The sequence below is a fragment of the Microbacterium sp. Ag1 genome (genome assembly GCF_001005635.1).
Taxonomy (GTDB): domain Bacteria; phylum Actinomycetota; class Actinomycetes; order Actinomycetales; family Microbacteriaceae; genus Microbacterium; species Microbacterium oxydans.
This window is the reverse complement of sequence record NZ_LBCR01000028.1, coordinates 228,490-254,721: the sequence shown is the minus strand read 5'-3', so window position 1 is coordinate 254,721 and position 26,232 is coordinate 228,490. Positions and strand designations below refer to the sequence as shown.

Annotated in this window: 25 protein-coding genes, 1 tRNA gene and 1 other RNA gene; 5 read left to right on the top strand and 22 right to left on the bottom strand. The window is 68.8% G+C overall.

What is annotated here, in order from left to right; translation table 11 throughout:
- Positions 1 to 4 precede the first annotated feature (4 nt).
- Positions 5 to 101, bottom strand: an RNA gene (gene ffs / locus AAY78_RS19520) — signal recognition particle sRNA small type.
- A 158-nt stretch (positions 102 to 259) separates the two neighbouring features.
- Here ffs and AAY78_RS08710 point away from each other — a divergent pair.
- From AAY78_RS08710 to AAY78_RS08700, 3 genes are read left to right on the top strand one after another with little or no spacing between them, the layout of a single operon-like run.
- Positions 260 to 1,249: an AAA family ATPase gene (locus AAY78_RS08710; RefSeq protein WP_046747898.1), complete on the top strand. Its 990-nt coding sequence runs from the start codon at positions 260 to 262 to the stop codon at positions 1,247 to 1,249.
- 10 nt (positions 1,250 to 1,259) lie between these two features.
- On the top strand, positions 1,260 to 2,450 hold the full coding sequence (locus AAY78_RS08705) for a DUF58 domain-containing protein (RefSeq protein WP_046747897.1): 1,191 nt from the start codon (positions 1,260 to 1,262) through the stop codon (positions 2,448 to 2,450).
- Positions 2,437 to 4,707: a transglutaminase family protein gene (locus AAY78_RS08700; protein WP_046747947.1), complete on the top strand. Its 2,271-nt coding sequence runs from the start codon at positions 2,437 to 2,439 to the stop codon at positions 4,705 to 4,707. Before AAY78_RS08705 ends, AAY78_RS08700 begins: the two co-directional genes overlap by 14 nt.
- Before the next feature lie 22 nt (positions 4,708 to 4,729).
- Here AAY78_RS08700 and trhO read toward each other — a convergent pair whose 3' ends face one another.
- The 13 genes from trhO to mpaB (AAY78_RS08650) are packed head-to-tail and all read right to left on the bottom strand — an operon-like array spanning position 4,730 to position 15,408.
- Positions 4,730 to 5,620, bottom strand: coding sequence for an oxygen-dependent tRNA uridine(34) hydroxylase TrhO (gene trhO, locus AAY78_RS08695; RefSeq protein ID WP_046747896.1), 891 nt, complete (start codon positions 5,618 to 5,620; stop codon positions 4,730 to 4,732).
- A gap of 51 nt (positions 5,621 to 5,671) precedes the next feature.
- Positions 5,672 to 6,406, bottom strand: a complete 735-nt coding sequence (locus AAY78_RS08690; protein ID WP_046747895.1) for a hypothetical protein — start codon at positions 6,404 to 6,406, stop codon at positions 5,672 to 5,674.
- On the bottom strand, positions 6,403 to 7,095 hold the full coding sequence (locus AAY78_RS08685; RefSeq protein ID WP_231589687.1) for an ABC transporter permease: 693 nt from the start codon (positions 7,093 to 7,095) through the stop codon (positions 6,403 to 6,405). Before AAY78_RS08685 ends, AAY78_RS08690 begins: the two co-directional genes overlap by 4 nt.
- Positions 7,096 to 7,127: 32 nt before the next feature.
- Complete coding sequence (locus AAY78_RS08680) at positions 7,128 to 7,850, bottom strand: ATP-binding cassette domain-containing protein (RefSeq protein ID WP_046747893.1); 723 nt, start codon at positions 7,848 to 7,850, stop codon at positions 7,128 to 7,130.
- Entirely contained in the window at positions 7,847 to 9,538 is a 1,692-nt protein-coding gene (mpaP, locus tag AAY78_RS08675; RefSeq protein WP_046747892.1) for a daptide biosynthesis intramembrane metalloprotease, read from the bottom strand. Before mpaP ends, AAY78_RS08680 begins: the two co-directional genes overlap by 4 nt.
- Positions 9,535 to 10,356, bottom strand: a complete 822-nt coding sequence (gene mpaM, locus AAY78_RS08670; RefSeq protein ID WP_231589686.1) for a daptide-type RiPP biosynthesis methyltransferase — start codon at positions 10,354 to 10,356, stop codon at positions 9,535 to 9,537. Before mpaM ends, mpaP begins: the two co-directional genes overlap by 4 nt.
- Positions 10,357 to 10,411: 55 nt before the next feature.
- Positions 10,412 to 10,531: an MpaA3 family daptide-type RiPP gene (mpaA3, locus tag AAY78_RS20235; protein ID WP_307723493.1), complete on the bottom strand. Its 120-nt coding sequence runs from the start codon at positions 10,529 to 10,531 to the stop codon at positions 10,412 to 10,414.
- 36 nt (positions 10,532 to 10,567) lie between these two features.
- A complete protein-coding gene (gene mpaA2 / locus AAY78_RS20190) occupies positions 10,568 to 10,693 on the bottom strand; it encodes an MpaA2 family daptide-type RiPP (protein WP_257021928.1) in 126 nt (41 codons plus the stop codon).
- A 41-nt stretch (positions 10,694 to 10,734) separates the two neighbouring features.
- Positions 10,735 to 10,869, bottom strand: a complete 135-nt coding sequence (gene mpaA1 / locus AAY78_RS20185) for an MpaA1 family daptide-type RiPP (protein WP_257021926.1) — start codon at positions 10,867 to 10,869, stop codon at positions 10,735 to 10,737.
- Positions 10,870 to 12,060, bottom strand: a complete 1,191-nt coding sequence (gene mpaC / locus AAY78_RS08665) for a daptide-type RiPP biosynthesis dehydogenase (protein WP_046747890.1) — start codon at positions 12,058 to 12,060, stop codon at positions 10,870 to 10,872.
- Positions 12,057 to 13,316, bottom strand: coding sequence for a daptide-type RiPP biosynthesis aminotransferase (gene mpaD, locus AAY78_RS08660; RefSeq protein WP_052748704.1), 1,260 nt, complete (start codon positions 13,314 to 13,316; stop codon positions 12,057 to 12,059). The genes mpaC and mpaD overlap by 4 nt, the downstream gene beginning before the upstream one ends.
- A complete protein-coding gene (gene mpaB / locus AAY78_RS08655; protein WP_442922339.1) occupies positions 13,313 to 14,359 on the bottom strand; it encodes a daptide biosynthesis RiPP recognition protein in 1,047 nt (348 codons plus the stop codon). The genes mpaD and mpaB (AAY78_RS08655) overlap by 4 nt, the downstream gene beginning before the upstream one ends.
- Positions 14,356 to 15,408, bottom strand: a complete 1,053-nt coding sequence (gene mpaB / locus AAY78_RS08650) for a daptide biosynthesis RiPP recognition protein (RefSeq protein WP_231589685.1) — start codon at positions 15,406 to 15,408, stop codon at positions 14,356 to 14,358. The genes mpaB (AAY78_RS08655) and mpaB (AAY78_RS08650) overlap by 4 nt, the downstream gene beginning before the upstream one ends.
- A 188-nt stretch (positions 15,409 to 15,596) precedes the next feature.
- Here mpaB (AAY78_RS08650) and AAY78_RS08645 point away from each other — a divergent pair.
- A tRNA-Ser gene (locus tag AAY78_RS08645) sits at positions 15,597 to 15,681 on the top strand.
- A gap of 177 nt (positions 15,682 to 15,858) precedes the next feature.
- On the opposite strand, the gene AAY78_RS08640 is transcribed toward AAY78_RS08645, so the two are convergent.
- From AAY78_RS08640 to AAY78_RS08605, 8 genes are all read right to left on the bottom strand, one after another.
- Entirely contained in the window at positions 15,859 to 16,461 is a 603-nt protein-coding gene (locus AAY78_RS08640; protein ID WP_046747887.1) for a GNAT family N-acetyltransferase, read from the bottom strand.
- Positions 16,462 to 16,490: 29 nt separating this feature from the next.
- A complete protein-coding gene (locus tag AAY78_RS08635) occupies positions 16,491 to 17,123 on the bottom strand; it encodes a phosphatase PAP2 family protein (RefSeq protein ID WP_046747886.1) in 633 nt (210 codons plus the stop codon).
- Positions 17,124 to 17,154: 31 nt separating this feature from the next.
- A complete protein-coding gene (locus AAY78_RS08630; protein WP_171011033.1) occupies positions 17,155 to 18,555 on the bottom strand; it encodes a multidrug effflux MFS transporter in 1,401 nt (466 codons plus the stop codon).
- Positions 18,556 to 18,708: 153 nt separating this feature from the next.
- Positions 18,709 to 19,863, bottom strand: coding sequence for a cystathionine gamma-synthase (locus tag AAY78_RS08625; protein WP_046747885.1), 1,155 nt, complete (start codon positions 19,861 to 19,863; stop codon positions 18,709 to 18,711).
- 75 nt (positions 19,864 to 19,938) lie between these two features.
- Complete coding sequence (locus tag AAY78_RS08620; RefSeq protein ID WP_046747884.1) at positions 19,939 to 21,315, bottom strand: cystathionine beta-synthase; 1,377 nt, start codon at positions 21,313 to 21,315, stop codon at positions 19,939 to 19,941.
- Positions 21,316 to 21,411: 96 nt separating this feature from the next.
- Entirely contained in the window at positions 21,412 to 22,374 is a 963-nt protein-coding gene (locus tag AAY78_RS08615; RefSeq protein WP_046747883.1) for a carbohydrate ABC transporter permease, read from the bottom strand.
- A complete protein-coding gene (locus tag AAY78_RS08610) occupies positions 22,371 to 23,510 on the bottom strand; it encodes a carbohydrate ABC transporter permease (RefSeq protein WP_197073161.1) in 1,140 nt (379 codons plus the stop codon). The genes AAY78_RS08615 and AAY78_RS08610 overlap by 4 nt, the downstream gene beginning before the upstream one ends.
- Positions 23,511 to 23,612: 102 nt before the next feature.
- Positions 23,613 to 24,929, bottom strand: coding sequence for an ABC transporter substrate-binding protein (locus tag AAY78_RS08605; RefSeq protein ID WP_046747882.1), 1,317 nt, complete (start codon positions 24,927 to 24,929; stop codon positions 23,613 to 23,615).
- 286 nt (positions 24,930 to 25,215) lie between these two features.
- Between AAY78_RS08605 and AAY78_RS08600 the strand changes: the two genes are divergently transcribed.
- Entirely contained in the window at positions 25,216 to 26,220 is a 1,005-nt protein-coding gene (locus AAY78_RS08600; RefSeq protein ID WP_046747881.1) for a LacI family DNA-binding transcriptional regulator, read from the top strand.
- Positions 26,221 to 26,232: the final 12 nt, after the last annotated feature.

Genomic DNA, 26,232 nt, shown 5'->3' with positions numbered 1-26,232 from the left:
AAAGGAAAGTGACCCTCCGCGCACCCAGCAGAGCCCGGTTACCCTTGCTGCGTTTCCGCCCTGGGGGAATTGGCCTGGATGCCGCCACGCGGAGAGCCGTCAACCATCCTAACCCGACCGGCGCCGCGTTTCGAACCGCGCTCCCCTGCGCGCCTATCCGGTGCACGCATCCTCAGGGGAACCTGCCAGAGCGGCGCATCGTGCGCAGGGTTACGATCGAGTGACGCGCACCGCAGCGCCGCGATGTGAGAGGGAACGCATGCCAGAGAACGCCCCCCTGATGCCGGTGACGATCGACGCCGAACGCTTCGCCGCGCAGACGTCGGCCATCCTCGGTTCGATCGGCCAGGTCATCGACGGGAAACCGGATGCGGTGCGCAGCGCTCTCGTATGCCTGCTCGCCGAAGGGCACCTGCTCATCGAGGACGTTCCCGGCGTGGGGAAGACGATGCTCGCCAGGGCTCTCGCCGCCAGCGTGGACGCGACGGTGCGACGCATCCAGTTCACCCCGGATCTGCTGCCGGGCGACGTCACGGGCGTCTCGGTCTACAACCCGGTCGACCGCGAGTTCGAGTTCAAGCGCGGTGCCGTGTTCGCGCACATCGTGATCGCCGACGAGATCAACCGCTCCTCCCCCAAGACGCAGTCCGCCCTGCTGGAGGCGATGGAGGAGGGCCAGGTCACGGTCGACGGCTCCACCCACCAGCTCCCCCAGCCGTTCCTGGTCGTCGCGACCCAGAACCCCCTGGAGATGGAGGGCACGTACGCCCTCCCCGAAGCGCAGCGCGATCGGTTCATGATGCGCATCTCGATGGGATACCCCGACGCCGCGGCCGAGGCCCTCATGCTGCGCCAGCGTGACGTGGTGAGCCCGCTCGCCGCCGTCTCGCCCGTCGCCGATGCGTCCTCGATCTCGCAGCTCATCGCATGGGCACGGTCCGTGCACGTCGCGCCGGCCCTCGAGGAGTACACGGTCGCCCTCGCGCAGGCGACGCGCAACGACCCGAACCTCCACCTCGGCGCCAGCCCCAGGGCCACGCTGCAGCTGGTCAGGGCGGCGAAGGTGTGGGCGGCGCTCGACGGCCGCGACTACGTGATCCCCGATGACATCACTGCCCTGCTCATCCCGGTCCTCGCGCACCGTCTGCTTCCGGCGCGCGGCGCACATCGCACGGGAGCCCAGCCCGTCGAGGCCGCTCTCACCCAGATCGTCGAGTGGGTGCGCGTACCCGTCGCGACCCGTTCCTGACACACCGATCATGCGACGACGACGAGCCCTCACCGGTCGCGGCGCCGGAGCGCTCGTCGCCGCGCTCTGCTGCATGATCGCCGCGAACCTGCTGGGCACCCGCATCCTGCTGTACCTCGGCGTGCTGCTGGCGGCGGTCACGCTCTTCTCCCTCCTCGCCGTCAGGCTGCCCCGACGATCCGGCACCGTCACGCGGCAGATCTCCACCGATCTGCTGACGGTGTCCGAGACGTCCCGCGTGACCGTGCGCTTCTCGCTGCGCGCGATCCGCGTCCCCCGCGGGCTCTGGCACGATGTGCTCCCCGACGCGGTGTCGGGCGACTCCGGCGGCGAGTATCCTCCGGAGAACGGGCAGCTCAGCTACCTGATCACCGGTGTCAGAAGAGGCGTCTGGCCGTTGGGTCCGCTGATGCTGCGCACCGTCGACCCGTTCGGGCTGGCCCAGCGTGAGCAGGCGTTCGGCGAGACCCGGAGCGTCACCGTGGTGCCAGAGGTGTTCGCCCTCGCCCCGCTGGCCGTGCGGGTCGGGGCGGCCGGGGGGACAGCGCACACCTCATCGACCAGGCTCGGACAGGGCAGTGACAACCTCTCGCCGCGCGGCTACATCCCGGGGGATTCGATGCGGCGCATCCACTGGCGTGCCACGGCACACCGCGGTCAGCTCATGGTTCGCCAGGAAGAGGAGGAGTCCAGCCCCGACGCGGTGGTCGTGCTGGACCGGAGCGGGCGCCGCTGGGATACCCAGGGGAGCGACGTCGATCCTGCCTTCGAATCCGCCGTCTCGCTGTGCGCTTCCGCGGCCGTGCATCTGGCCTCCGAGGGGTACAGCGTCGACGTGATCGACAGCGCAGGCACGTTGCTCGGCGCCCTCCGCGGGCACGAGGACGACCGCGACAGCCTGCTCGCAGCGCTCGCGATGGTCACGCCTCGCGGGGAGAACCGCGACCTGATGGCACTCATCGGAGGCACGCCTCCCGGACCGCTCGTCTACATCTCCGGGCGCCTCGATGAGGAGGACGCCACACTGCTGAGGTCGGCGGGCGCCGCAGCGCCGATGCTGTTCAGCACCGAGCTTCTTCCGGGGGCCACCGAAGCGGCGGCACGTCATGGGTGGACCGTCGCGCCCCTCGGCGAGGACATCTCGGCCGCGTGGGAGGATGCCGTCTCCGCACGGATCGGAGTCGGCGATGTTCCGCGCTGAGCACGCTCCGCCGAGCCCCGCCGCCGTCGAGCGCAGGCCGGCGTTCTGGCACCGCGACCACGACGATCCCCCCGGGGCCGTCGGCCCCGGGGCGCTCGCGGCGACGGCGGCACTCGTGGCCATGTGGCCGTTCACCTCGGTGATCGCACCCGGGGCGTGGTCGTTCACCGTGATCGCGGTCATCGTCGCCGTGGCCGGGTCGGGAATGCTCGCGCGGCACCTGCTGCGTCGCCGGGCCGCCTGGGTGCAGGACCTCGCCACGCTCGCTGTGCAGATCGTGGTCGCCGTCGCCGTGGTGACGCTGCTCATCGCCGGCGATACGGCTCTCTTCGGCATCATCCCGACATCGGAGACCGCGACGCTGTTCGGCGTGCTGGGCGCCTCCGCGGTCGAAGCGGTCGTGTTCGGGTCCGCTCCTCTGGACCCGTCCCCCGGCCTCGCGGCCGCGATGGGCGTCGGCTTCGCGGTGGTCGCCATCCTGCTCGACCACCTCGTGGCGCACCGCTCGGCCGTGCTGGCGGTGCTCCTGACCGGAGTCGTCGGCGCGGTGCCGATGATCGTCACGCTCGGCGACACCAACGTCGCCTGGTTCGTCCTGTTCGGCGTGATCGCACTGCTGCTGCTCCGCTACACGGCCAGGAAGCATCCCGAGTCCCCTCGCCGTTCGTCGACGTCTCTGGCTGTGGCGGTGGGGGCTGCCGCGCTTGCGACGACCGTGGCCATCGCCCCACTGCTTCCCGTCACCGCGAGCCTCGCCGGCAACGGAACCGGGGTGACCGTGGACGCCTCGCTGCGCCTCGGAGACGATCTGCGACAGCCGAACCCGGTCGAGGTGCTCACGGTGGCCGCCGAGGGCGAGACCGCGCCCTACCTGCGCCTGACCACCCTCTCCCGCTTCGACGGCCGCGTCTGGCAGCCCGACGACAGCGATCTGCAGGCGCAGGACGACGGGTTCGGGCCCCCGGAATGGGCAGAGGACATCGCGACGGAGGAACAGAACACGTCGATCAGGGTGCTGCGGATGTCGAGCTCCTGGCTACCCGTGCCCTATCCCGCAACCGCCGTGCAGGGCCTCAGCGACGCGTGGCGGATCGCTCCGGACAATCGCACGCTCTACTCCCGGGGCGCGGACGCCGTCGGCAACGACTACACGGTCACCTCCACGCGGCTCATCCCCACCCTCGAACAGATCAGGGCGGTCGATGCCGCGTCGCCGGTGGTCGAACCCGACGCCGAACCGGTCGAGCTGCCGGGCATCATCAGCGAGCTCGCCGACGATGTGACCGCGGCCGCGAGCACCGACTACGACCGGCTCGTCGCGCTGCAGAACTGGTTCCGCTCGCAGTTCACCTATTCACTCGAGACGCCGGTGGAAGAGGGCTTCGACGGGACGGGAGCCGACGCCGTCGCGGAGTTCCTCGACGTCCGCTCCGGATACTGCGTGCATTTCGCCGGAGCGTTCGCTCTGATGGCGGAGAGCCTCGACATGCAGGTGCGCATCGTCGTGGGGTACCTCCCCGGCTCCCTCACCGACGAGAAGCGCGGCAGCGAGTCGGTGTTCTCCGTGACCAGCGACCGGCTGCACTCCTGGCCGGAGGTGCTGTTCCCCGGCATCGGATGGGTGCCCTTCGAGCCCACCGCCTCCCTGGGCGTGCCCACCGCGTTCCGTCCCGGAGCGACGCAGGGCGGCAGCGCCGGAACCCCGTCGACACCCGCTCCGACCACGGCGCCGCAGGCCGAGGAGACGTCCGGTCCGGAGATCGATCGCAACGACGCCGGAGGCGACTCGGCCAGCAGCGACGAGCTGCGTCGCCTCGACCCGACGCCGGTCGTCTTCACTGCGTTCGGCGTCGCCGTGGTGCTCCTGCTTCCTGCGATGATCCGCCTCGTGGAACGCCGCATGCGCCTGAGCAGAGCGCGCCGAGGGGACTCCGCGGCTGCATGGGCCGAGTTGCGGGATACGCTGATCGACCTGCAGATCCCCGTCTCGGACGCCGACACCCCCCGAGTGCGCGCAGCCGGCCTGGTGGCACAGCATCAGGTCCCTGCCGAGGCGATGCGGCAGCTCACGGACGCGGTCGAGCGCTCGAACTACGCCCGCGCCGACGAGAGGGCCGACGATCTCTCCGAGCCCCTGAAGGAGGTGCTGACCGGATTGCGTCGGAGCGCCGACCGCAGGACGAGGGTGCAGGCGGTGGTGCTGCCGCGTTCCCTGTACGCTCCGCGAGCCGCCGAGCCGGGCGTGACGACGGCCTGAGCAGTGCCGCGGTGCCGACCGCTCAGGCGGCGTGAGCGGTGCAGCGCACGGCGTCGCAGCCTTCGCAGACCACGAACTGCGATCGACACGACAGATCGGGGCAGTTCGCGGTGCGCTTGGTCGGCGCGCCGCACCCGACGCATTCCCCGATGACGGCTGCGTGGTCGGAGAAGTCGACGGACCCTCGACCATCGAACACGTAGAGCGATCCGTCCCAGAGCCCGTCGTCGCCGAACTTCTCGCCGTATCGGACGATGCCGCCTTCGAGCTGATACACCTCACCGAACCCGCGGGCCGTCATCAGGCTGGAAAGCACCTCGCAGCGGATGCCACCGGTGCAGTACGTGACGACGGGCTTGCCCTTCAAGTCGTCGTAGACGCCGGAGTCGAGGAGCTCGACGAAGTCCCTGGTGGTCTCGGTGTCGGGCACGACAGCCCCGCGGAAGCGCCCGATCTGCGCCTCGAGGGCGTTCCTCCCGTCGAAGAACACCACGTCGTCGCCGCGCTCTTCCACGAGGCCGTGCAGTTCCTCCGGGGTCAGCCGGGTGCCGCCGCCGACCACACCGTCCTCGTCGACGCGAAGCTCCCCCGGTGCGCCGAACGACACGATCTCGTCACGCACCTTGACGCTGAGCTTCGGGAAGTCGAGGCTGCGACCCTCGGCGTCCAGACCGGTCCCCTCGCTCCATTTGATGTCGGCACCGGCGAACGGGCGGTATGAGCGGAACGAGCGCAGCCACTTCTTGAGCGCGGTGATGTCGCCGCCGAGCGTGCCATTGATGCCGTCCTTCGAGATGAGCAGGCGTCCGCGCAGGCCGAGTGCCTCGCCGAGGTCACGCTGCCAGACGCGCACGGCATCCGGGTCGGCCAGAGGGGTGAACGCGTAGAAGAGGACGATCTTTGGTGTTGCCACCTAGGGATTTTACGTCGTCCGCCTGCGCCACCCGTATCCCCCGTCGCGCGGTCATCTCACGTCGCGGGAAAGGAAAGCGGCTCCTCCCGCGATCAGTGCGGCGAGCACCCATCCGGCGGAGACCAGGAGAGCGACAGGCCCGGTCAGCTCCTGATGCGGTGGGATCCCCACTGCGCCCATGTCGAACCGGAAGCCTTCGAGCAATGCGAGAAGCGGCAGATACGCGGCACCGGTGCTCCAGAACATCGCGACGATGACCGCCACCCCCATCGAGAGAGCCGAGACGAAGAGTGCCGCGAGGTGGGCTTGCACGATGAGTCCGATCCCCATGCCCCAGAGGGAGGCGAACGCGCCGAGCACGAGGGTGGAGAGAAGCACCGACCACTCCACCGGGAGTCCTCCCATGACGATCGTCAGCGCCGAGTGTCCGCCGAGCACGGCCGCGAGCGCGACCACGGCACCGCCCATCGCGCACGTGATCGTCCTGACCAGGAGCATCACCCACCGTCGCTGCATCGTCAGACGTTGCGCGACCACCCCGTCCCGACGGTCGATCGTGTACCGGAACGAGCCGTAGACGGCGGCGAGGATCCCCGCGTAGGTCGCGAGGACGGTGCTGAGCGGGGCTGCGAGCTCCGCGCGGGCGTCGACGGAGGCGTTCGCGACCTCGGACGGGATGCTCGCCGCCAGGGTGAGCGACATCGCGAACGCCGCGACCGCGACCCCGAGGAGGACGACATCACCCGCGAGGCTGCGCGCCTGAGCCCGCAGAGCCCGACCGATCACGCAGCGCTCCGGCGCCCTCGCACCCAGGCGATCGCGAGCAGCCCGAGCGTCCACGCGAGCCCGACGGCGACGGCAGGGGCGAGCTCCAGCAGCCTGCGCTGATACCCGGGCACACCGATGGCGGCGATGGCCATGCCGGGCGAGAACTTCGCGACCTCCGGCGCCGTGCGCAGCAGTGCGGACTCCAGCGCCATCGGGAACACGAGGACGATGATCGCCGTGGCGTAGTAGTTCTGCGTGATCCAGCCGATCGCGCCGCCGATGAGCGCACCGAGAATCGTGCCGACGAGAGCCCCCGCGTAGATGCGCCAGGCTTCCTGGGTGAGGGTCGGAGCCACACCGTCCTGAACGAGGAAGACGAAGACGCCCGCGGTCCACAGCGCGAAGACACCGAGCGACAGGGCGACGGCCACCGCCACGCCTGCCACGAGTTTTCCGCCGAAGGTTCGCGGGAACCCCACTGCCGTGAGCGTCCTGTCCATCGACGCGTAGTAGTACTCCCTGGTCACCGCGTAGGCGCTGACGAACGCGGCGGAGATCACCGACCACGCCAGCGGCTCGAGGAGACGAGAGGTCGCCACGCCGGCGGCGACACCCTCGAGGTCGAAGCGCGACCCGTCGGAGAAGAGCACGAACAGCGGCATGAGCACCGCGACGAGGTAGACGGCGAGAACCGAGGGACCGCTCACGGACCGCAGCATCTCCCCGCGGATGACACCCCTCATGCCGATGCTCCCTCGACGAGATCGAAATACCTGCTCTCGAGCGAGTCGACGTCTCCCGCCACGAGCTCGCTGAGCGGGCCGGCGAAGAGCGCGCGACGCTTGATGACCACGACCTGGTCGACGACCTGTTCGAGTTCCGGGAGCTGATGGCTGGAGACCAGGACCGTCCCTCCCCGCGCGACGAAGTCACGGAGGAAACGGCGGAGCCAGCGGATGCCGTCGGGATCGAGGCCGTTCGCCGGCTCGTCGAGGATGAGGGTGCGTGGAGAGCCGATCAGTGCGGCCGCCAGACCGAGTCGCTGCGTCATGCCCGTCGAGAAGGCCTTCACCCGACGACGGGCATCATCCGCGAGGCCGACCTCTTCGAGCACCTCGTCCACGCGTCGACGGGGCGCGCCGGCTGCGAGTCGGCAGATCTCCAGATGCCGCCGCGCGGTGATGCCCGGTTCGAACCCGAAGCCGTCCATATGCACTCCTACGCGCGACGCCGGATCGCGCCGCGCCGCGAACGGCTCCCCGTCGATCAGACAGTCGCCGCTCGTGGGCCTGAGCAGACCGACGATGGCCCGCAGGGTCGTCGATTTGCCCGCGCCGTTCGGCCCGAGCAGACCGACGATCGAACCGCGCGGCACGGCGAACGACAGGTCCTCGACCGCCGCCCGATGCCCGAATCTCTTGGTGAGCGCTCGCACCTCGATCGCAGGCTGGTTCGTCTTCATTGCCTCTCCTCCTCTTCTGCCCACAGGGGCGACAGCGGCGCCATCACACCCCGCATCCAGAGCATCTGCCACACGTTGGTCGTTCCGAGGTCGATACGGGCCTGGCCGGTCGACGGGAGTCTCCGCTCCGGCATCTCCACGTCGACGGTCCCGACGACCACGGCGGGAACAGTCAGTCCCTCGGCTCTGACGGGGAACAGGGCGTCCACGGGAACCGTGATCGGTTGCGGCGGCTGGGGGCGGACACTGCCCACCCCCAGCGGTTCGTTCATGAGGATGCCGCGACTGCTCAACAGCACGCGGGCGCCGTCGGGCACCTCGACCGCGGTCCTTTCGCCTCCCTGGACGAGGCTCACCCGACCGTCGTCGGCGACGAACCCGAACGTCGCCGTGGCGGGAACGGGCAGCAGCGTGCCGGTGATCACGACCGCCGCAGCCAGGGCGAAACCCACTCCGACGAAGCGGACTCGGGAGACGCCGGAGCCCAGCACGCGGGAGAGCGCGCGCACCAGCAGTCCGCAGCCCACCAGGACGACGACGGCTTCGAGCGCGACCACGAACAGACCGAGCACCGGTCCCCCGTCGGCGAACGCGTGCACCGTCCTGGTCACCACGAGCACGACCATCACGACCGGGGCGAGCAGGCTCGTGAGACCGAACGGCACGCTCCACCACGTCTGCACGCTCCGGTTCACCGGCGCTCCGCCGAACAGCCGGCGGCTCAGCGCGTTCGCACCGTCGCTGATGGTCCTGGCACGGAGGTTCGGCGTGTCGAGGGCGTTCATCAGGGCGATGTAGCCGTCGAATCGCACGAACGGGATGAGGTTCACGAGCACGATGACGACGCAGGACGTGGCCAGAAGCAGCAGCACGTCTCTGACCGTGGACCGGGGCGCGGCGAGCGCGAGCAGCACCGCGGCCGCCGCCACGACGGCGTGCACCGCCGGACCTGCGAGCGCGACGGCCACGCGGTGTCGTCGGTCGGCGAGACGCCATCCGTCCGTGACGTCGACGAAGAACGCGGGTGTGAGATAGAAGATCATGAACCCGGCTCGTCGGGGACTGCCGCCGAACCTGGTGAGGGTGAGCCCGTGAGCACCCTCGTGGAGCAGGGTGATGAGCGAGAGCAGGACGATCAGCGTCAGCACCGCACCCAGCGGCAACGGCCGGGTGAGGACGTCTCGCAGGTCGCCGGCCTGCAGGATCGCGGCCACCAACCCGGCACAGAGGAGCACGGCCACAGATGCCACAAGCACGCGAGAGGACGGGCGGAAGACTGCGCCGTCGAGACGTGCGAAGAGGGTGGGCGCGCGAAGGGTCGCGAATTGCAGGGTGAACGGCGGCCGGTAGCTGATGCGCCCGGGTGCGCGCTTCGCACCGCCCTCGAGCAGTCCGTTGTCCCGGAACCGTCCGACCAGTCGCAGAAAGCTCTCCGGCGATTCCGACGCGGCGAACCGTCGGTGCAGGGCCTGCACCGTGGTCCCGCCGTCCATCGCCGTCAGCAGTTCGATGACCGCGGGCGACACCCTCGACGATGGCACGCCGTCGACGACGGCGATCCACGCCGCGTCCTCGCCCGTGCTCTCGAAGACGACACCGTGGGCCAGCAGCGGGCAGGTGTCGGCTCCCAGCGGCTCCGTCGCCGGGGATGCCCGCCTACGGGAGAGCTTCCGAAGAACCGCCGTCATCCCGTGCCTCCCTGGGAGCGACCTCGCGATGTCGTGAGCAGGAGGATGTCCGTTCCCCCCGGCGAACGGACGGGAGCGACATCGGGCGCGGCGAATCCCGCCTCGACGAGTTCGCTCGACAGGACCTCGTGACCGAGTACGTGCAAGCGGCTGGTGAGCACGGGCACCGATGCACCGGCGGCGATGTCGGACGCTCGAACCCAGTTGACCACGCGGACGGCGCCGCCTTCCTCGATCTGCTGCGAGAAGAGATAGGTGTCCGTTCCGGCGGGTCCGGGGACCGTGATCTCCTCGTCTCTCGCCGACGCCAGGCTCTCCGCGGCGGCGCCACCCGCGACGGTCAGGGCGAAGACCCCGTCCGGGGTGAGGTGCTCATGCACGCGCGCGAACAGCAGCGATCGATCCTCGCGGTCGAGCAGGGTCACGGATGTGGCTCCGAGCACGATGAGCCCGTAGCGGTGTCCGAGGTGGAAATCGCGCATGTCCGCGACGACGCAGTCGAGCCTCGGATGGTCGGGCATCGCACGACGGAGGTGCGAGAGCATGTCTCGCGAGGTGTCGATCGCGGTCACCTGCTTGCCGGATCTCAGCAGCGGGATCGTCAGTCGCCCGCTCCCCGCCGCGATGTCGAGCACGGGGTCGGCGGTGACTCTCGCGAGCCCCAGCACCTCGCGGACCTCCACGCGATCAGGGCCGACGAGCCGCTCGTAGAAGTCCGTCCCCGCCCCGGTGTACAGGTCGAGCGGCTGCGCCACGGCATCGGCGCCGTCGAGCAGTGCCGACACGGTGTCGGTGATCAGGTCTGGCATTCGGTTCATGGCCTCTCTGGGATCGGACGGGAAGTGCGGGCGAGAGGACCCGCCCGCACTCCGGTCAGGTCGCGATGGCTGCCGCCCCGCCGATGATGGCGATGATGTAGCTCGCGTGCTCCCACCATTCGGTGGGCGCGTCGATCTGTTCGAGTTCCGAGAACTCCAGCGACGTCGTCTGCACAGTGCACCTCCTTCGATTGGTCCGTTCGGCAGCTGTCTAGGTCAGAGCGAGAATTCCGATGATGACGCCCACGGCGAATCCCCGCATGTAGTCATCGGTGTCGTTCAGCGCGTCCATGGCTTCGAGCTCTGTGAATTCGAGCGTCGGCATTGCGGCTTGCATGTTTCCTCCTTTCCGATGTCGACCACCTCGTCGGGATCGCGTCAGGTGGCAGCGGCCGCGCCGATCCCGATGAGGACCAGAGCACCGATCACGCCCTGATAGAAGCTGTCCCAGCTCGGCGCCTCCATCGCGTCCAGCTCCTGGAACTGGATCGTCTTCTGCGTGTTCTCCTTCATTCACTTCACCTCCTTCGGCTCGAACATCGACGGTCGGTCACCTGCACCGACCGCGTGGCTGCTCCAGCGGGATTCGCGGAGCACGTCGTGGAAGTCGCCTTCGACCAGGCCGGGGAGCATCGGCTGTCGGTTTCCCCATGCGCGCTCCGTGGTGAGTGCGATGTGGCGCATCTCATGGGCCGCGGGGCGTGACGGAAGCGGGATCCGCCATCGCTCGACGAGTGCCTCGATGCCGGTGGCGGGATCGATGGGCAGGTCGATCACGCCGGCGACCTCGGTCCAGAAGCGCTCCAGGCTGCGCGCATCGCCCCACCGTGAGTCCCCGGCGCCGATGCGGCGCCAGACGGCGCCGCAGACCGCCGCCGTGGCGACCATCTTGCGAACGCCCAGTCGGAACGCCACCTCGTTCGCGAGGTACCAGTGCCGCGCGCTGAAGGGATCGCCGCCACGCAGCGCCGATGTGCGCTGCGTGGCGGCGCTGAGACGTGCCAGACGCGATCGTCCCGCAGTCGAGACGGTGTCGTGCGACGCCGCCGCGAGGAGGGCCGTGCCGAGGACGCTGGCGTCTCTGCGCGCTCTGTCCGTTCGCCGAGGACTCGTCGAGGCACCGGCGACACGGAGGAACGCCTCCAGCGCCCCCTCGGTCACCGCCGCGGAGGGGAGGGAGCTCAGCTGGCGCGGATCGAGCACGGCATGCCGCGGTCGCAGAGCACGGCCGACGATGAGACGGTAGCCCTGGTCGTTCTCGAGAACGGCCACGCAGTTCGTCTCCGACGAGGTGCCGAGCGTGGTCGGCACGGCCAGGAGGTCGACGGCCGGCGCCGCATCGGGCAGTACGGTGAGGGCCGATCGCGACGCGTGGCCGATGGCGTAGTCGAACATCCGTCGAGACACGAGCACGAGCGCGGCGATCTTGCTCGCATCGAGAACGCTCCCGCCCCCGACGGCCACGACCCTCCGCGGCGGACGGCGGATGATCTGCCGCGCGATCTCCCGCACGGTCGTCACGTCCGCCCGTTGCGCGTCGACGTCGATCCGCCGTGCCGCGTATCCGGCCAGGTGCGACGACGGGACGGCCGCGTCCGCGATCACGAGGGTGTCGTGTCCGGCGGTGAGGCGCGTGATCGTGCGCGATGCGCTCCCGTCTCCGTGCCACAGCGTGGGCACACGCGCCGAGAAGTCCGTGATCATGCCGCTGCACCCCGCGTGTGGGCGAGCCCCGCTCGCACCGCGGTCTCGGTCTCGCGGAGCTCCGCCGCGTCGAATCCGTACGCGGGTATCAGCTCGATGGAGCTCGGGCCCGGCTGCACCAGCACACCGCAGCGGGCGATGGCCGAGACGACCTCCAGCACCTCCGGGCCGGACAGCCCCGTCTCGTCGGGGTGTCGCAGACCCAGACCGACGAAGCATCCGCTCCCGGTGATCTCGGTCACCACGCCGTCCGCTTTCAGCCGCGCGGCCAGGTCCTGCACCTCGGTCGCGAGCGCCTGGGTGACGGTCTCCACGTCGATGCGCCGCAGTTCCTCGATCACCGCGACGATCGCCGCGGCACACGCCGGGGTTCCGGCCTGCGTCTCACCGTGCACGAACGTCCACCCGCCTCGGATGAATGCCGTGGCGATACGCGGACCGATCAGGAGGGCGGCCGCACCCATCACGCCGTTCGTCAGCGCTTTCGAGAGAATGAGCACATCGGGCGGCGCGGCCCACCTGTCGGTGGCGAGCATGGTCCCGGTGCGCCCGAATCCCGTCGCGACCTCGTCCGCGACGATCAGGAATCCGTACTGTTCGCGCAGTGCGAGAAGGCGCTCGACGAACGCACGGGACAGCGCATATGCGCCGCTGCCGAGCACGGGCTCCACGACCACCGAGGCCACTCTGGTGCCTTCCCGCTGCAACAGCGCAGCCAGCTCCTCGCCGTCGTCGGCGTGGGAGACGTGGCGGACCGCGCGACGGTCGACGCCGTAGACGGACTGCAACAGGTCGTCCCCGCTGAGGACGTGGCTGCCGTACATGGTGCCGTGATAGCTGCCCTTCAACCCCACGACCAGCGACCGAGCCGCCGAGCCGGTCTGCGCCCAGTACTGCCGTGCGAGCTTCATGGCCGCGTCGTTCGCCGCGCCACCCGAGGTCGAGAAGATGACGCGGTCGTACCGGCCAGGACCGGCGAGCTCGATGAGGGCATCCGCCGCGTCTTCGGCGTAGCGATGCGGCGCCCGGAACAGCGACAGGTACGACGCGTCACGCGTGACCCTGGCGACGGCCTCGCCGATGGCCGGGTTCCCGAAACCGAGCGGCACGTTCCAGAGTCCGCTCGTGGCGCACAGGCGCGTGGAGCCGTCGGCGAACGCGATCCGGTGTCCGGTGGCGCCGACGGCGATGCGATCCGGCGTGAACGTCGTGTCGGCGGGGAGCATCGACGTCCACAGGGCGTGCGGTGCGGTCATCGTGACGCCTCCTCAATAAGACGTCCGGAGAGAGGTCTGCCGCCGTGGATCCCCAGCGCGATGACCGCCTCGCGGCACAGCACTCTGGCGTGGTCGTCCGGAATGCCGAGCGTCCGGGCCACGCGATCCGTCGCGCGGTCCGGAGTGCTCGAGGTCTGGACGAGAGCCACGACGCGGGCCGTCTGCGGTGAGAGCAGCTGACGACGCAGAGTCGTCGTGTCCGCGAGTACGAAGCCTTCCGGGGTGTCGAGGAGGAAGGGGTCCGATGAGCGGGGCTCGGCGTCGGCGAGGTCGTCGTCGACGAGCAGCCAGCCGAAGCCCGAGATCCGCGCCGTCCCGTTCCCGAGCCCGAGCATCTTGATGAGGTCGGTGGCCCGGAGGTAGCGCCCGATCCACTCGTGAGCCGCCAGGTCGCCGGCGATCCGCTCCCTCGGCGCGATGCCGGACAGGGAGGCCGCGCGCGGCAACGGGGTGGCGAGGATCGCAGGCAGGTCGCCGACGTCTCCGAGAACCTCGCCCTGCACGCCGGCTCTGACGGCTCCGTCGTCACCGATGCGCAACGCGCTCGGGACATCGGAACCGTCGGGCGCCGCGAGCGTGTGCCGATCGGCCAAGAGCACGCGCGGATCGATCAACGCCGTCGGGAACACCCCCGTGTCCCGAGCGAGTTCCGCGTCGTCGATGAAGGCCTGCCAGCTGGAGGCGTCGAAGAACCGGACCGCCGTGGGCCCGATGATCTGGATGAACGCCGCAGCGACGTAGTCCTGGAACTCGACGCCGCGCTCACCGAAGAACACCTCGTCCCCGGGCTCACTCACGGCGCCGTCGTACCTGCCGACGCCGGCGACGCCCTCCCACGACGGGGTGCCCTCGGGCAGCAGGACCAGGTCGTCGCTACCCGCCACGTGGCGGACGGCATCCGTCTCAGCACCGCGCTCCACGAAGAAGATCCGTGAGTGATGCTCCCGCTCTCCGGTGATCCACTCCCGGAATGCTCGCGCTCCGAGGAGGTGCGGATCCGTCGCGCTCTGCCCGGGCATCAGGAGGCGTCCCGCCGACTCACGCCGAGATCGATCCCCGCATCGCGCAGCCGGTCGCCGAGTCTGTGCATCAGCGGCGCGATGCCCGTCGGCCGCACGCCGAGTTCGAAGGCCATCAACCCTGTCGCCGATGACTCGTCTCCGGTGGCCAGCAGACATTCGGTTGCCCGCGCAGCATCGATTCCGAGTCGGAGATGTATGCGGCGATGCGGATCGACCAGGACATACTCCTCTCCGTCGTCCGTCATGAGCAGAGGAGCGTCGGCCGACACGACGACGGGAAACGCCCCACTCTCGTCCAAGGCTCTGATGAGGTGTCCCCCGAAGCCGGAGATTGTCGGACGGCCACGGCTCCCGCGCCAATCCCGCAGCGCATCGAGCGCTGCCAGGTAGCGCCCGAACCACGGACGGTCGTCGAGGTCTGCATCGAGCACGCGAGGATCCATGATGCGGGCGAACGGCCTTCCGCGCCCGCCGACTCCGTCGGCGGCGACCCGCACTTCCGCTCTCGCGTCGCCCACCTGGCCGAGTAGCGCTCCGTCCGGGCCGTCGCGATACTCTCCGTCCGCCGTCACGTGCACGCGGACGAGGCCGCCACCGCACGCAGCGCTGGCGAGGAACGACGCGCGGGATTCCAGAGTCGCCATGGGGCTCAGCAGCTGGCCGACGAAGATCCCGTCGTCTCTGGCCGTGTCGGCATCGCTGAGGAAGGCAGCAAGCCCTTCGGCGCTTCCCTGACGGATGACGGTGGGCGAGACGATCGAGAGGAACGGCGCGGCGACGTACTCCTGCAGCTCGACGACGTGATGAGTGTCGAGCACCAGCCGGTCACCCGGCTCGCGGAAACGACCGCCGTACTCCATGACGTTCTCCTGCGCGAAGGAGGTCGAACGCGACGGCGTGAACACGACGTCGTTCCGCCCCGCCTCCCGGAGCACATCGGCCAGATGCGTCGCCGTCTCGAGGAAGAACACCGCCCCATCGCCGAGAGCACGCCGTCCGCTCACGTATTGCTCGAAAGCCGCCACGGTGCGGTGGCTGCGTCTCGTCATCGTCGAACTCGCCTGCATGCTTCCCCCAGAGAAACGTCGTATCGCGATCGAAGACGATACGTCCTCACATGAGGCTATACACGTGACGGGTGACGTGCAATATTTCACATCGATGGACGTTCACGTGCGGACTCACGCCCTGTCACGCAGCCCTCCCCGCATCGGATAGGATGGACAGGTTGTTCCTTGGTGACGTGTCCGAGCGGCCGAAGGAGCACGCTTGGAAAGCGTGTGTTGTGCAAGCAACCGCGGGTTCGAATCCCGCCGTCACCGCCGAAAACGAGAAAAGCCTCCGCGCCAGCGGGGGCTTTTCTCGTATTCATCGAGCGCTGGGGATTCGGGGAGGCGCGAGCGCAGCGAGCACCGGAGTCCCCCCGTCACCGCCGAAAACGAGAAAAGCCTCCGCGCCAGCGGGGGCTTTTCTCGTTCGTGTCGGGCGCGGTCCTCCGCTCAGTCGTCGAAGCGCACGCCGTAGATCTGTCCGCCCGGTTCCGCCGGCAGTCGCGTCATGCCGAGGCGCTCGTAGAAGGCGGCTGCGCCCGTGTTGTCCGGGTCGATGCCGAGGTGCAGGCCGCGCACTCCGCGTCGGGTCAGCTCGGCGAACAGCGTCTCGATGAGTCGGCGCCCGAGTCCCTGCCCCTGGGTCTCCGGAAGCAGATCGATGTGCAGGTGGGCGGGGTGGTCGACGACGTTCGGCTCGATGCCGGCCGCGCGGCTGTAGCCGTAGTCGATCATCCTATCCTCGCGGGTGACGATCTCGGCCGGTCGCGGGTAGCGGGCCTCGAGGGCGGGCCACCACTCCTCTCGGAACCACGTGTAGAAGGCGTCGGTGTCGTCGGTCGCCACGATGTAGCCGATCGTCCGCTCGTCGTCGCTCTCGACCACCCACGCGAGGTCCGGATGACGCTCGGCGTAGGGCACGGCGAACAGGTCGCCCCACAGCGAGTCGTCGGAGAGGACGCCGGTGGCATCCGCTCCGGCATCGGCCGTCTTCACGCAGATCTCGTACAGCGCGGCACGATCGGTGGGGCGGTACGGACGGATGCGAGACAAGACGACTCCTCTGGAGGGAACGGGGCCTCTCAGCCTATCGGCGCCTCGACCGCCGGCTTCCCGTTCTGCTGCACCCACGGAAGCAGCCAGGCGGCGAGCACCAGCACGACGCCGGCACCGACCAGAGCGCCGCCGAGGGTGTCGCTGGCCCAGTGCACCGACAGGAAGGTGCGCGAGAGCGCCATCCCGAGGATCCACGCCGCACCGACGATCGCCACCCAGACCCGCGGGAACAGTACCCAGAGCACGAGGGCGATGGTCGCGGCGTTCGCGGTGTGCCCTGAGGGGAAGGAACCGTAGTCGCTCACCACCAGCATGTCGTCGGGCCGAGCGCGGCCGAACAACTGCTTGAGCACCTGCACACCGGCGGCGCTCGCGGCGAAACACAGCGCGGCGAACAGCGCACTGCGCCACCGACGCGCCAGCACGAGCGCCAGGATCACCAGCAAGGGCACCCCGAAGATCGCGACCCATCCCCCGCCGACCCAGTTCAGGGCGAGGGCGAAGTCGACCATCCAGTCGGCGCGGACGCCCGCGACGGTGTCGTTCCACCAGTTGTCGAAGCCCGGCGTCTGCGGGTAGGCGAACACCACCACGGCGCCGAGAATCGTCGCGAGCGCGAGGAGGCCCACTCCCCACCACAGCAGCATCCGCCTGTTCATCGTCCCATTCTGTCGGACGATGCCTGAACACTCAGGGAGCGAGCATCCCGACCGTGCGCGGGCGCACCACGAACCAGAGCGACAGGATGCCGATCGCGGCGCAGCCGACCATGACGGAGGCCATGGTGGTCGCGGTGATACCCGCGTCATGCGAGAGCCAGCCCACGACCGGCGAGATGAGCCCGGCGACACCGAAGTTGGTCGCACCGATGATCGATGCGGCGGTCCCTGCTGCCTTCCCATGACGGTCGAGCGCGAGGACCTGCACGTTGGGGAACGTGAATCCGCAGGCCGTCATGAAGACGAACAGCGGGATGACCGTACCCCACAGCCCGAGACCGAGCTGGTCGGTGACGATGATGGCCGTTCCGGCGATGAGCAGCACGGCGGTGGAGTAGGCCATGACCCACTGCGGCCCGAAGCGCGCGGCCAGACGTGACGCGGTCTGGACTCCGACGACGACGCCGAGCGAGTTCACCGCGAACAGCAGACCGTACTGCTGCGCGTCGAGCCCGTGCGTCACCTGGAACAGGAAGGGGGACGCCGACAGGTAGGAGAACAGACCGGAGAACGTCATCCCGCCGATCACGAGCACGCCCAGGAACACCCGATCGGACAGCACCGAACGGTAACGCTGCAGCATGGTGGCACCGCCACGGTCCTGACGCCGCGCGACGGGAAGGGTCTCCGGGATGAACAGGATCGTCGACAGCAGCATCACGATGCCGTAGGCCGCGAGCACCCCGAAGATGCCGCGCCACGGCATGAGCGTGAGGAGCCAGGAGCCGATGAGCGGCGCGATGACCGGAGCCACACCGGAGACCAGGGCGAGGCGCGAGAGCATGACGACGAGTCGACGCCCGCCGAAGAGGTCGCGCACGATCGCCATGGCCACGACTCCTCCGGCCGCAGCGCCGATACCCATGAGCACGCGTGCCACGCTGAGCAGCGCGAGATCCGGGGCGAAGGCTGCGCCCACACTGGCCAGCACGTGCAGAGCGGTCACCGCGATGAGCGGCACACGGCGCCCGACCTTGTCGCTGAGCGGACCGACCACCAGTTGACCGAGCGCGAAGCCGATCATCGTTCCGGTCAGGGTCAGCTGGATGGCGGCTGCCGTGGTCTGGAAGTCCTGCTCCAGAACCGGGAAGGCGGGAAGGTAGAGGTCGATCGTGAACGGGCCGAGGGCCGTGAGCGCGCCGAGCAGGATGATGTACAGCGTGCGACGGCCGAGGGAGATGGCATCGCCCGGGTGCAGCATGATCGGCGCGGTCGCGGGGTTCGCGCCGAGGGTGCGGATGGCGCCGGTCGCGGTCGGGATGCGGATGCTTCCCGTCGCGGTGCGTTCCGGCGGCGAGATCTTCGGTGCGTCATCGGCGGAATCCTCCGCCTTCACGACGGGGAGGGAATCAGTGCGGGGAGCGTCGGACACGACGTCCTTCCAGAGTTCAGGGGATGCAATGGTCGAATCGATTCGACCAGGGGAAGCCCCCATGTTACCGCCGCCCGGACCGCTTCCACACGGACGAGAACGGAGAACGCACCCCCGCGGATCCGCGGAGGTGCGTCTCAGAAGGCGCCTCGATCAGCGCGAGATGCGGTCGAGTCCCTGCTCGAGGTCGGCGATCAGGTCGCCCACGTCTTCGATTCCCACCGAGAGCCGCACGATGTTCTCCGGGACGGCGAGCTCGGTACCTCGTACGGACGCGTGCGTCATGTCCGGCGGGTATCCGATGAGCGACTCGACACCGCCGAGCGACTCTGCGAGCTGGAACACCGAGGTGCTCTCGACGAAGGCGCGCGCCGCGTCGGCGCCGGCCGCGAGACCGAACGACAGCATCCCGCCGAAGGCGCTCATCTGCTTCGCCGCGATGTCGTGGCCGGGGTGCGAGGCGAGACCGGGGAAGTACACCTGGACGAACTCAGGGCGGGCCTGCGCCCACTCGGCGATGGCCTGAGCGTTCTCGGAGTGCTGGCGCATCCGCAGCGCGAGCGTCTTGATGCCGCGGGTCGTCAGCCAGGCATCCAGCGGTGCGGAGACCGCGCCGACCGCGAACTGCTGGAACTTCACCTGCTCGAAGAACCGATCGTCCGCGAACACGACCGCACCGCCGAGCACGTCCGAGTGGCCGCCGAGGTACTTGGTCGTGGAGTGCACGACCAGGTCGGCGCCGAGCGCGAGCGGCTGCTGCAGCGCCGGCGAGGCGAACGTGTTGTCGACGACGACCGTGAGACCCGCCGCATGCGCGATCTCGGCGATCTGCGCGATGTCGACGATCTTCAGGAGCGGGTTGCTCGGCGTCTCCAGCCAGACGATCTTCGTCTCGGGGCGGATGGCAGCGCGGAGCGCGTCGATGTCTGCGAGCTCGACCGTCGTCGTCTCGATACCCCAGGGCGCCAGCACCCGGGTGAGGAGCCGGTACGTTCCGCCGTAGACGTCGTTGCCGAGCAGGACGTGGTCTCCCGGCTTCAGGATCCCGCGCAGCAGCGCGTCCTCCGCCGCGAGCCCCGAGGCGAAGGACAGCGCGCTCGCACCTCCCTCGAGAGCCGCGAGCTGCGTCTCGAGCGAAGAACGTGTGGGGTTCCCCGCACGGTTGTACTCGTACCCTGAGCGCAGGCCCCCGACGCTGTCCTGCACGTGCGTGGAGGACTGATAGATCGGCGGGATGATCGCGCCCGTGACGGGGTCTGGCGCTTGTCCTGCGTGGATGGCTCGGGTGGCGAAGGCGTGATCGGACATGCTCCTCAGCCTACGTCCGCGCTCGCACGGACGGCCGTCCGGTTACGCCCCGGGTCGGCCGATATCCCGACATCCTCAGCGCGACAGATAGGCGAGCAGATCCTGACGCGTCAGCACCGTGTGCGGCTTGCCGTCTTCGGTCACCAGCAGCGCGTCGGCATCGGCGAGCGCTGCCTTGGCCTGAGCGACGGGAGCGTGGATGCCGACGAGCGGCAGCCTCTCCCCCACGTGCGCCCCCACTGCGTCCGTCGCGTTCGCCTCACCACGGAACAGCAGGTCGAGCAGCCCCTTCTCGTCGACGGTGCCGACCACCTCGCCCATCATCACGGGCGGCTCGGCGCTCAGCACGACCAGCTGCGAGACGTCGTACTCGGTCATCATCCCGATGGCCTCGAGCACGGTGTCGGTGGGATGGGCGTGAACCAGGTCGGGGATGCCCGCGCCCTGTCGCGACGGACGAGCGGCGAGCACGTCGGCGACGGTCTCTCCCTCCTCCAGCTCGCTGAAGCCGTAGGAGCGCATCCATCCGTCGTTGAAGATCTTGCCCAGGTAGCCGCGCCCGCCGTCGGGGAGCAGCACCACCATCACGGCATCCGCGGGCAGATCCCGCGCGACGCGCAGCGCACCGACCACGGCCATGCCGCTCGATCCGCCGACGAGGATGCCCTCCTCGCGGGCAAGCCGCCGCGTCATGGCGAAGGCCTCTGCGTCTCCGACCGCGACGATCTCGTGCGGCACGGTCGGATCGTAGGCACCGGGCCAGATGTCCTCGCCCACGCCCTCCACCAAGTACGGACGACCGGTCCCGCCGCTGTAGACGCTCCCCTCGGGGTCGACTCCGACGATGCGCACCCGTCCGTCAGAGACTTCACGCAGGTAGCGACCCGTGCCCGTGATCGTGCCACCGGTACCGACGCCGGCGACGAAGTGCGTGACCTCGCCGTCGGTGTCGCGCCAGATCTCCGGCCCCGTCGTCTCGTAGTGGCTACGCGGGCCGTTCGGGTTCTCGTACTGGTTGGGCTTGAAGGCACCGGGGATCTCGCGCGCGAGCCGGTCGCTCACGCTGTAGTACGACTCGGGACTGTCGGGGGCCACCGAGGTCGGCGTCACGACGATCTCGGCGCCGTAGGCCCGCAACACGTCGATCTTGTCCTCGCCGACCTTGTCCGGCAGCACGAAGACGCAGCTGTAGCCGCGCTGCTGAGCGACGAGCGCCAACCCCACCCCGGTGTTGCCGCTGGTCGCTTCGACGATCGTGCCCCCGGGCTTCAGGTCGCCCGACGCCTCCGCGGCATCGATGATCCGCGCGGCGATGCGATCCTTCGACGACCCGCCGGGGTTCAGGTACTCCAGCTTCACGAGCACTGTGCACGCCACACCCTCGGTGACGCGATTCAGCTTCACGAGGGGCGTGTCGCCGACGAGGTCGACGATCGAGTCTGCGTACTTCATGACTTCAGGGTAGACGCGCGGATGCCGCGACCGGGGCTGTGTTGCACCCGACCGCGGCATCCGTCCTCTCGAAAGGCCCCCGGTGTCTCTCGAAGGTCAGCCCTTCGTCGATCCGGCCAGCAGGCCGCGGACGAAGTAGCGCTGCAGAGCGAAGAACACGATCAGCGGCACGATGATCGACACGAAGGCGCCCGCCGTGAGCAGATACCAGTCGTTTCCTCTGGTTCCGGTGATCTCGGCCAGCAGCTTCGTGATCGGCGCGGCAGCTCCATCGGCGAACACCAGTCCGACGAGCAGGTCGTTCCAGACCCACAGGAACTGGAAGATCGCGACGGATGCGATCGCCGGCATCGTCAGCGGCAGCACCACGCGGAAGAAGATCTGGCCGCGGGAGGCACCGTCGACGCGGGCCGCCTCGATGATCTCCCCCGGGATCTCCGACATGAAGTTGTGCAGCAGGTAGATCGCCAGCGGTAGCGCGAACATGGTGTGCGCGATCCACACCTGCGCGTAGCCGTCCGACGCGCCGAGCGGCTGCGTCACCTGGAGGCCGAAGAGATTGATCCCTCGCGAGAACGAACTCAGCAGTGGCACCAGGGCCATCTGGATCGGCACGATCTGCAGGGCGAACACGAAGATGAACAGCGCGTTGCGGCCCTTGAAGTCGATCCACGCGAAGGCGTAGGCCGCCATCGAGGCGATCATCAGCGGTACGAGCGTGGCCGGGATCGTGATCGCGATCGAGTTGACGAACGACTCGAGGATCGTGAGCTGCGTCGTGCCGGACTGCAGCACGTCGACATAGTTCTCGATCGTCACCTGCGGATCGGCGAAGAACGTCCACCATCCGCTCGACTGGATCTGATCGCGCGGCCGGAACGAGGAGATGAACAGCCCGAGCGTCGGGATCGTCCAGAGCACCGCGATCACGATGGAGGCGACGGACGCCCAGGGGCGCGACAGCTTCTTGCGAGCGCGTCCTGCGGAGCCTTCGATGCCGCCTCCGGTCGTGATGGCGCGGGTGCTGACAGCGGTTTCGGACTTCACGGTGTCGGTCATCGGATCTCCCGCTGCTTCTTGATCTGGCGTGCGTTGTAGATGACGATCGGCAGCACCAGGATGAACAGGATCACGGAGAGCGCGGCACTGCGTCCGGCCTCGAACTTCGAGAACTGGGTGTACATCTCGTTCGCGAGCACCGAGGTGCCGTAGTTGCCGGCGGTCATCGTCCTGACGATGTCGAACACCTTCAGCGAGGCGATCGAGATCGTCGTCAGCACCACGATCAGTGCGGGGCGGATGGAGGGGATCGTCACCGAGATGAAGCGCTCCCAGGCATTCGCACCGTCGAGCTCCGCCGCTTCGAGCAGTTCCTGCGGCACGCCCTTGATCGACGCGGACAGCAGCACCATGGCGAAACCGGTCTGCACCCAGATGAGCACCACGATCAGGAACAGCGTGTTCCACGGCTCGTTCAGCAGCCACTGCTGCGGCTCACCGCCGAACCACACCATGATCTGGTTGAGCAGACCGATCTGCTCGAACTGGGGGCCGCGGTACTCGTACATGAACCGCCAGATGATGCCGGCCCCGACGAAGGAGATCGCCATGGGCATGAACACGAGGACCTTGTAGATCTTCTCGCCGCGGGTGCGGTCGATGAACACCGCGTAGGCGAGACCGACGATGGTCGACACGGTCGGGACGAGCAGCACCCAGATGATCGTGTTGACGACCGAGGTGATGCCATCGGACTGCGTGAAGATCCACAGGTAGTTGGCGAACCCGACGAAGTCCTTCCCCGACGAGTTCAGGAACGACGAGTACATCGTCTGGATGGACGGCAGGATCAGGCCGACCAGCAGCAGCAGGATGGCTGGTGCCATGAAGGCGACGAGCTGGATCAGATAGCCGGCGCCGTCGCGTGATCGATAGTCGAGCCAGAAGAACAGCGCCCCGACCGCGACCGCCACTCCCATCGCCCAGTAGTAGGAGTTGAAGAACCACATCACGGCGAACGGGATGAGCAGGCACATCGCCAGCCGGATGCCGGTGTAGAGCGCTCCCCTGCGTGGAGCGATGTCCACGAGGAACAGGATGAGCGCCACGACCACCGCGAAAGCGATGACGACGGCGACCGCCTGCAGGATCGGCGGGAGCGAGCCGATCCACTGGAAGAAAATAGTCGCGTTCACGGATTCCCCTTCATCACGCGGAGCGTAACGACGACCGCGCATCGGCGTGCGGCGTCGAGAGATGAGGAGGGCTGCCTCCCAGAGGGCAGCCCTCCTCGTCTATCAGCTGGCGGGCCAGCCCGTCTGGATCTGCGTGAGGACGTCGTCCGTCGGCGTGCCGTTGACCCAGGCCACGATGCCCTTCCAGAACGTGCCGGCGCCGACGGCACCCGGCATCAGGTCGGACGCGTCGAAGCGGAAGGTGGTGTCCGGGTCCTGAAGGATCTTGATGGTCTCCTGCAGGATCGGGTCCTTCGCGTTCGCCGGGTCGAGCCCGTTGTTGGCCGAGGTCACGCCGCCGAGGCTGACGCGGCTGTTCGCCCACTCAGGGCTCGAGAGGTACTCGAGCACCTTCTGGGTGGCCTCGGAGTCGGTGAACGCTCCGACGATCTCACCGGCACCGGTCACGGCCTTGTCGTCGGCGCTCTCACCCGGGAGCATGAACGCCCAGACGTCGCCGTCCTCCGCGACCGTCGTGCCGTCGGGGAAGAAGCCCGAGAGGAACGAGGCCTGGTGCGTCAGCGCGCACTCGCCGGCGGCGAGCTTGGGAGCGACGTCACCGAACGCGGTGGAGTTGATCGAGCGGACGTCACCGAAGCCGGCGTTGACGTTTGCCGGGTTCAGCAGGACCTCGCCGACCGAGTCGAACGCCTGCTTGATCTGCGGGTCGGTGAACTTGACCTCGTTGGTGACCCACTGGTCGTAGACCTCCGGACCGGACTGACGCAGCACGTAGTCCTCGACCCAGTCCGTTCCCGGCCATCCGGTCGCGGTGCCCGACTCGAAGCCGGCGCACCAGGCGGGCGTGCCCGTCGCAGCCTGGATCTTGTCGGTGAGGGCGCTCATCTCATCGAGCGTGGTCGGAACCTCGACGCCCCATTCCTTGAACTTCGCTGGCGAGTACCAGATCCACCCCTTGACGTTGGCCATGAGCGGAGCGCCGTAGAAGGTGCCGTCGACCGTGCCGTAGTTGACCCAGTCCTCGGTCCAGTACTCGTTGGCGTTCTTCTCGACCGCTTCCGGAGCGGGCTTCAGGTAGTCGCGGTTGGCGAAGTCGGCGAACAGGCCCGGCTGCGGGAAGATCGCGATGTCCGGCGGGTTGCCGCCCTGTGCGCGGGTGCCGAGCTGCGTCTCGAAGTCCTGGCTGCCCTCGTACTTGATCGTGATGCCGTTCTCGTCGGCCCAGTCCTTCCAGGACTCCTGGAGGAGCTTCGCCTCATCGTCGACGATCGTGCCGTAGATCGTGACGGTGGCGTCGCCTCCGTCTCCTCCGCCGGTGCTCGGTGCTCCACCGGGAGCCCCGCATCCGGCGAGCGCGATGCCCGCGACCCCCAGCAGGGCGAGCGGCGCGTAACGCCGGGAACGCTGTGACAGAGTCATGTGAATTCTCCTCTTCGAGTACAGGTTCCCGGCTGGTGCGACGCCACCCCGGGGCATCGTTAGGGAACCGATTCCAGGCCAACCTACTGGCGATCAGCATCACCGCACAACACGCTAGGGTCACAAGCTCGCAACCATTCGCGGTGCTCGCATCACACACATGGGAGCGCTCCCTCGCCGAACGCCTGGAACCGGTTCCTTTTTCGCGTGCCGGCGGCTACGCTGTGACGCGGCGCGCACCCTGCGCCGGGTCCACGCAGCCGCGTGATCAGGTCGAGGAGGACCGATGAGCACGATCGCGGACGTCGCGTCACGTGCTGGCGTGTCGAAGGCCACCGCGAGCCGCGCCCTGAGCGGCCGTGGGTACGTGTCGACAGCGACCAGGCAGCGCGTCGCGGACGCTGCGCGCGAACTCTCCTACGTCGCCCATTCGTCCGCGACAAGCCTGGCGACGGGGCGCACCCGCACCGTGGGAGTGGTCATGCCCCCGGTGGACCGATGGTTCTTCGCCGAACTGCTCGCCGGAGTGCAGGAGTCGCTCTTCGCTCTGGACTACGACCTGTCGCTGTACGGCGTGCCCGAGGGCTCGAAGACCAGGGAGCGGCTGTTCGAGAGCATCCTCCCCGGGCGCCGCTTCGACGGCATCATCGCGGTCGGCATCCAACCGAGCGCCCGTGAACTCGAGCGACTGCAGCAGGCGGGGCGCCCCCTCGTCAGCGTGGGGCCCTACAGCGAGGGGTCGAGCGCCGTGTCCATCGACGACACCGCCGCCGCGCGTATCGCCACCGAGCACCTCATCGAGCTCGGGCACACCGACATCGCCTTCGTCGGCGGATCGACGGATGCCGCGGAGCTGAGCTTCGGCGATGCACAGCGACTCGACGGCTATCGTGGCGCCCTGCGGGCCGCTGGCCTCTCGGCGCACGCCCGCATCGCCGGCGCGGCCCCGACCATGCCCGGCGGCTATACGGCTGCGGCCGGACTGCTCGGCGACAGACGCCGACGCCCGACCGCGATCGTCGGAGTGTGCGACGAGGCCGCGATCGGCGCGATCATCGCGGCCAGACGTCTGGGGATCGCCGTTCCGACGGAGCTCAGCGTCGTCGGAGTCGACGATCACGAACACGCGGACATGTTCGCGCTGACCACGATCGGCCAGTCGCCGCGCGACCAGGGCCATGAGGCCGTGCGTCTGCTGACGCAGCAGATGGAGGACCCGGACGCTCCGCTCGAGCGCGTCGACGCCGCATCCGCCCTCGTGGTACGCAGCTCTACTGCTCCCCCGCGCTGAGCTCGCAACATT

What these genes read in the sequence shown, in the direction of transcription:
- AAY78_RS08625 (WP_046747885.1), bottom strand. Translation starts at nt 19,863, where the DNA reads ATGTCCGATCACGCCTTCGCCACCCGAGCCATCCACGCAGGACAAGCG.
- AAY78_RS08635 (WP_046747886.1), bottom strand. Translation starts at nt 17,123, where the DNA reads ATGAACAGGCGGATGCTGCTGTGGTGGGGAGTGGGCCTCCTCGCGCTC.
- AAY78_RS08620 (WP_046747884.1), bottom strand. Translation starts at nt 21,315, where the DNA reads ATGAAGTACGCAGACTCGATCGTCGACCTCGTCGGCGACACGCCCCTC.
- mpaC (WP_046747890.1), bottom strand. Translation starts at nt 12,060, where the DNA reads ATGATCACGGACTTCTCGGCGCGTGTGCCCACGCTGTGGCACGGAGAC.
- mpaA1 (WP_257021926.1), bottom strand. Translation starts at nt 10,869, where the DNA reads ATGAAGGAGAACACGCAGAAGACGATCCAGTTCCAGGAGCTGGACGCG.
- mpaP (WP_046747892.1), bottom strand. Translation starts at nt 9,538, where the DNA reads ATGACGGCGGTTCTTCGGAAGCTCTCCCGTAGGCGGGCATCCCCGGCG.
- AAY78_RS08700 (WP_046747947.1), top strand. Translation starts at nt 2,437, where the DNA reads ATGTTCCGCGCTGAGCACGCTCCGCCGAGCCCCGCCGCCGTCGAGCGC.
- AAY78_RS08605 (WP_046747882.1), bottom strand. Translation starts at nt 24,929, where the DNA reads ATGACTCTGTCACAGCGTTCCCGGCGTTACGCGCCGCTCGCCCTGCTG.
- AAY78_RS08710 (WP_046747898.1), top strand. Translation starts at nt 260, where the DNA reads ATGCCAGAGAACGCCCCCCTGATGCCGGTGACGATCGACGCCGAACGC.
- AAY78_RS08615 (WP_046747883.1), bottom strand. Translation starts at nt 22,374, where the DNA reads ATGACCGACACCGTGAAGTCCGAAACCGCTGTCAGCACCCGCGCCATC.
- mpaM (WP_231589686.1), bottom strand. Translation starts at nt 10,356, where the DNA reads ATGAACCGAATGCCAGACCTGATCACCGACACCGTGTCGGCACTGCTC.
- mpaB (WP_231589685.1), bottom strand. Translation starts at nt 15,408, where the DNA reads ATGACGAGACGCAGCCACCGCACCGTGGCGGCTTTCGAGCAATACGTG.
- AAY78_RS08705 (WP_046747897.1), top strand. Translation starts at nt 1,260, where the DNA reads ATGCGACGACGACGAGCCCTCACCGGTCGCGGCGCCGGAGCGCTCGTC.
- AAY78_RS08680 (WP_046747893.1), bottom strand. Translation starts at nt 7,850, where the DNA reads ATGAAGACGAACCAGCCTGCGATCGAGGTGCGAGCGCTCACCAAGAGA.
- AAY78_RS08600 (WP_046747881.1), top strand. Translation starts at nt 25,216, where the DNA reads ATGAGCACGATCGCGGACGTCGCGTCACGTGCTGGCGTGTCGAAGGCC.
- mpaD (WP_052748704.1), bottom strand. Translation starts at nt 13,316, where the DNA reads ATGACCGCACCGCACGCCCTGTGGACGTCGATGCTCCCCGCCGACACG.
- mpaA2 (WP_257021928.1), bottom strand. Translation starts at nt 10,693, where the DNA reads ATGCAAGCCGCAATGCCGACGCTCGAATTCACAGAGCTCGAAGCCATG.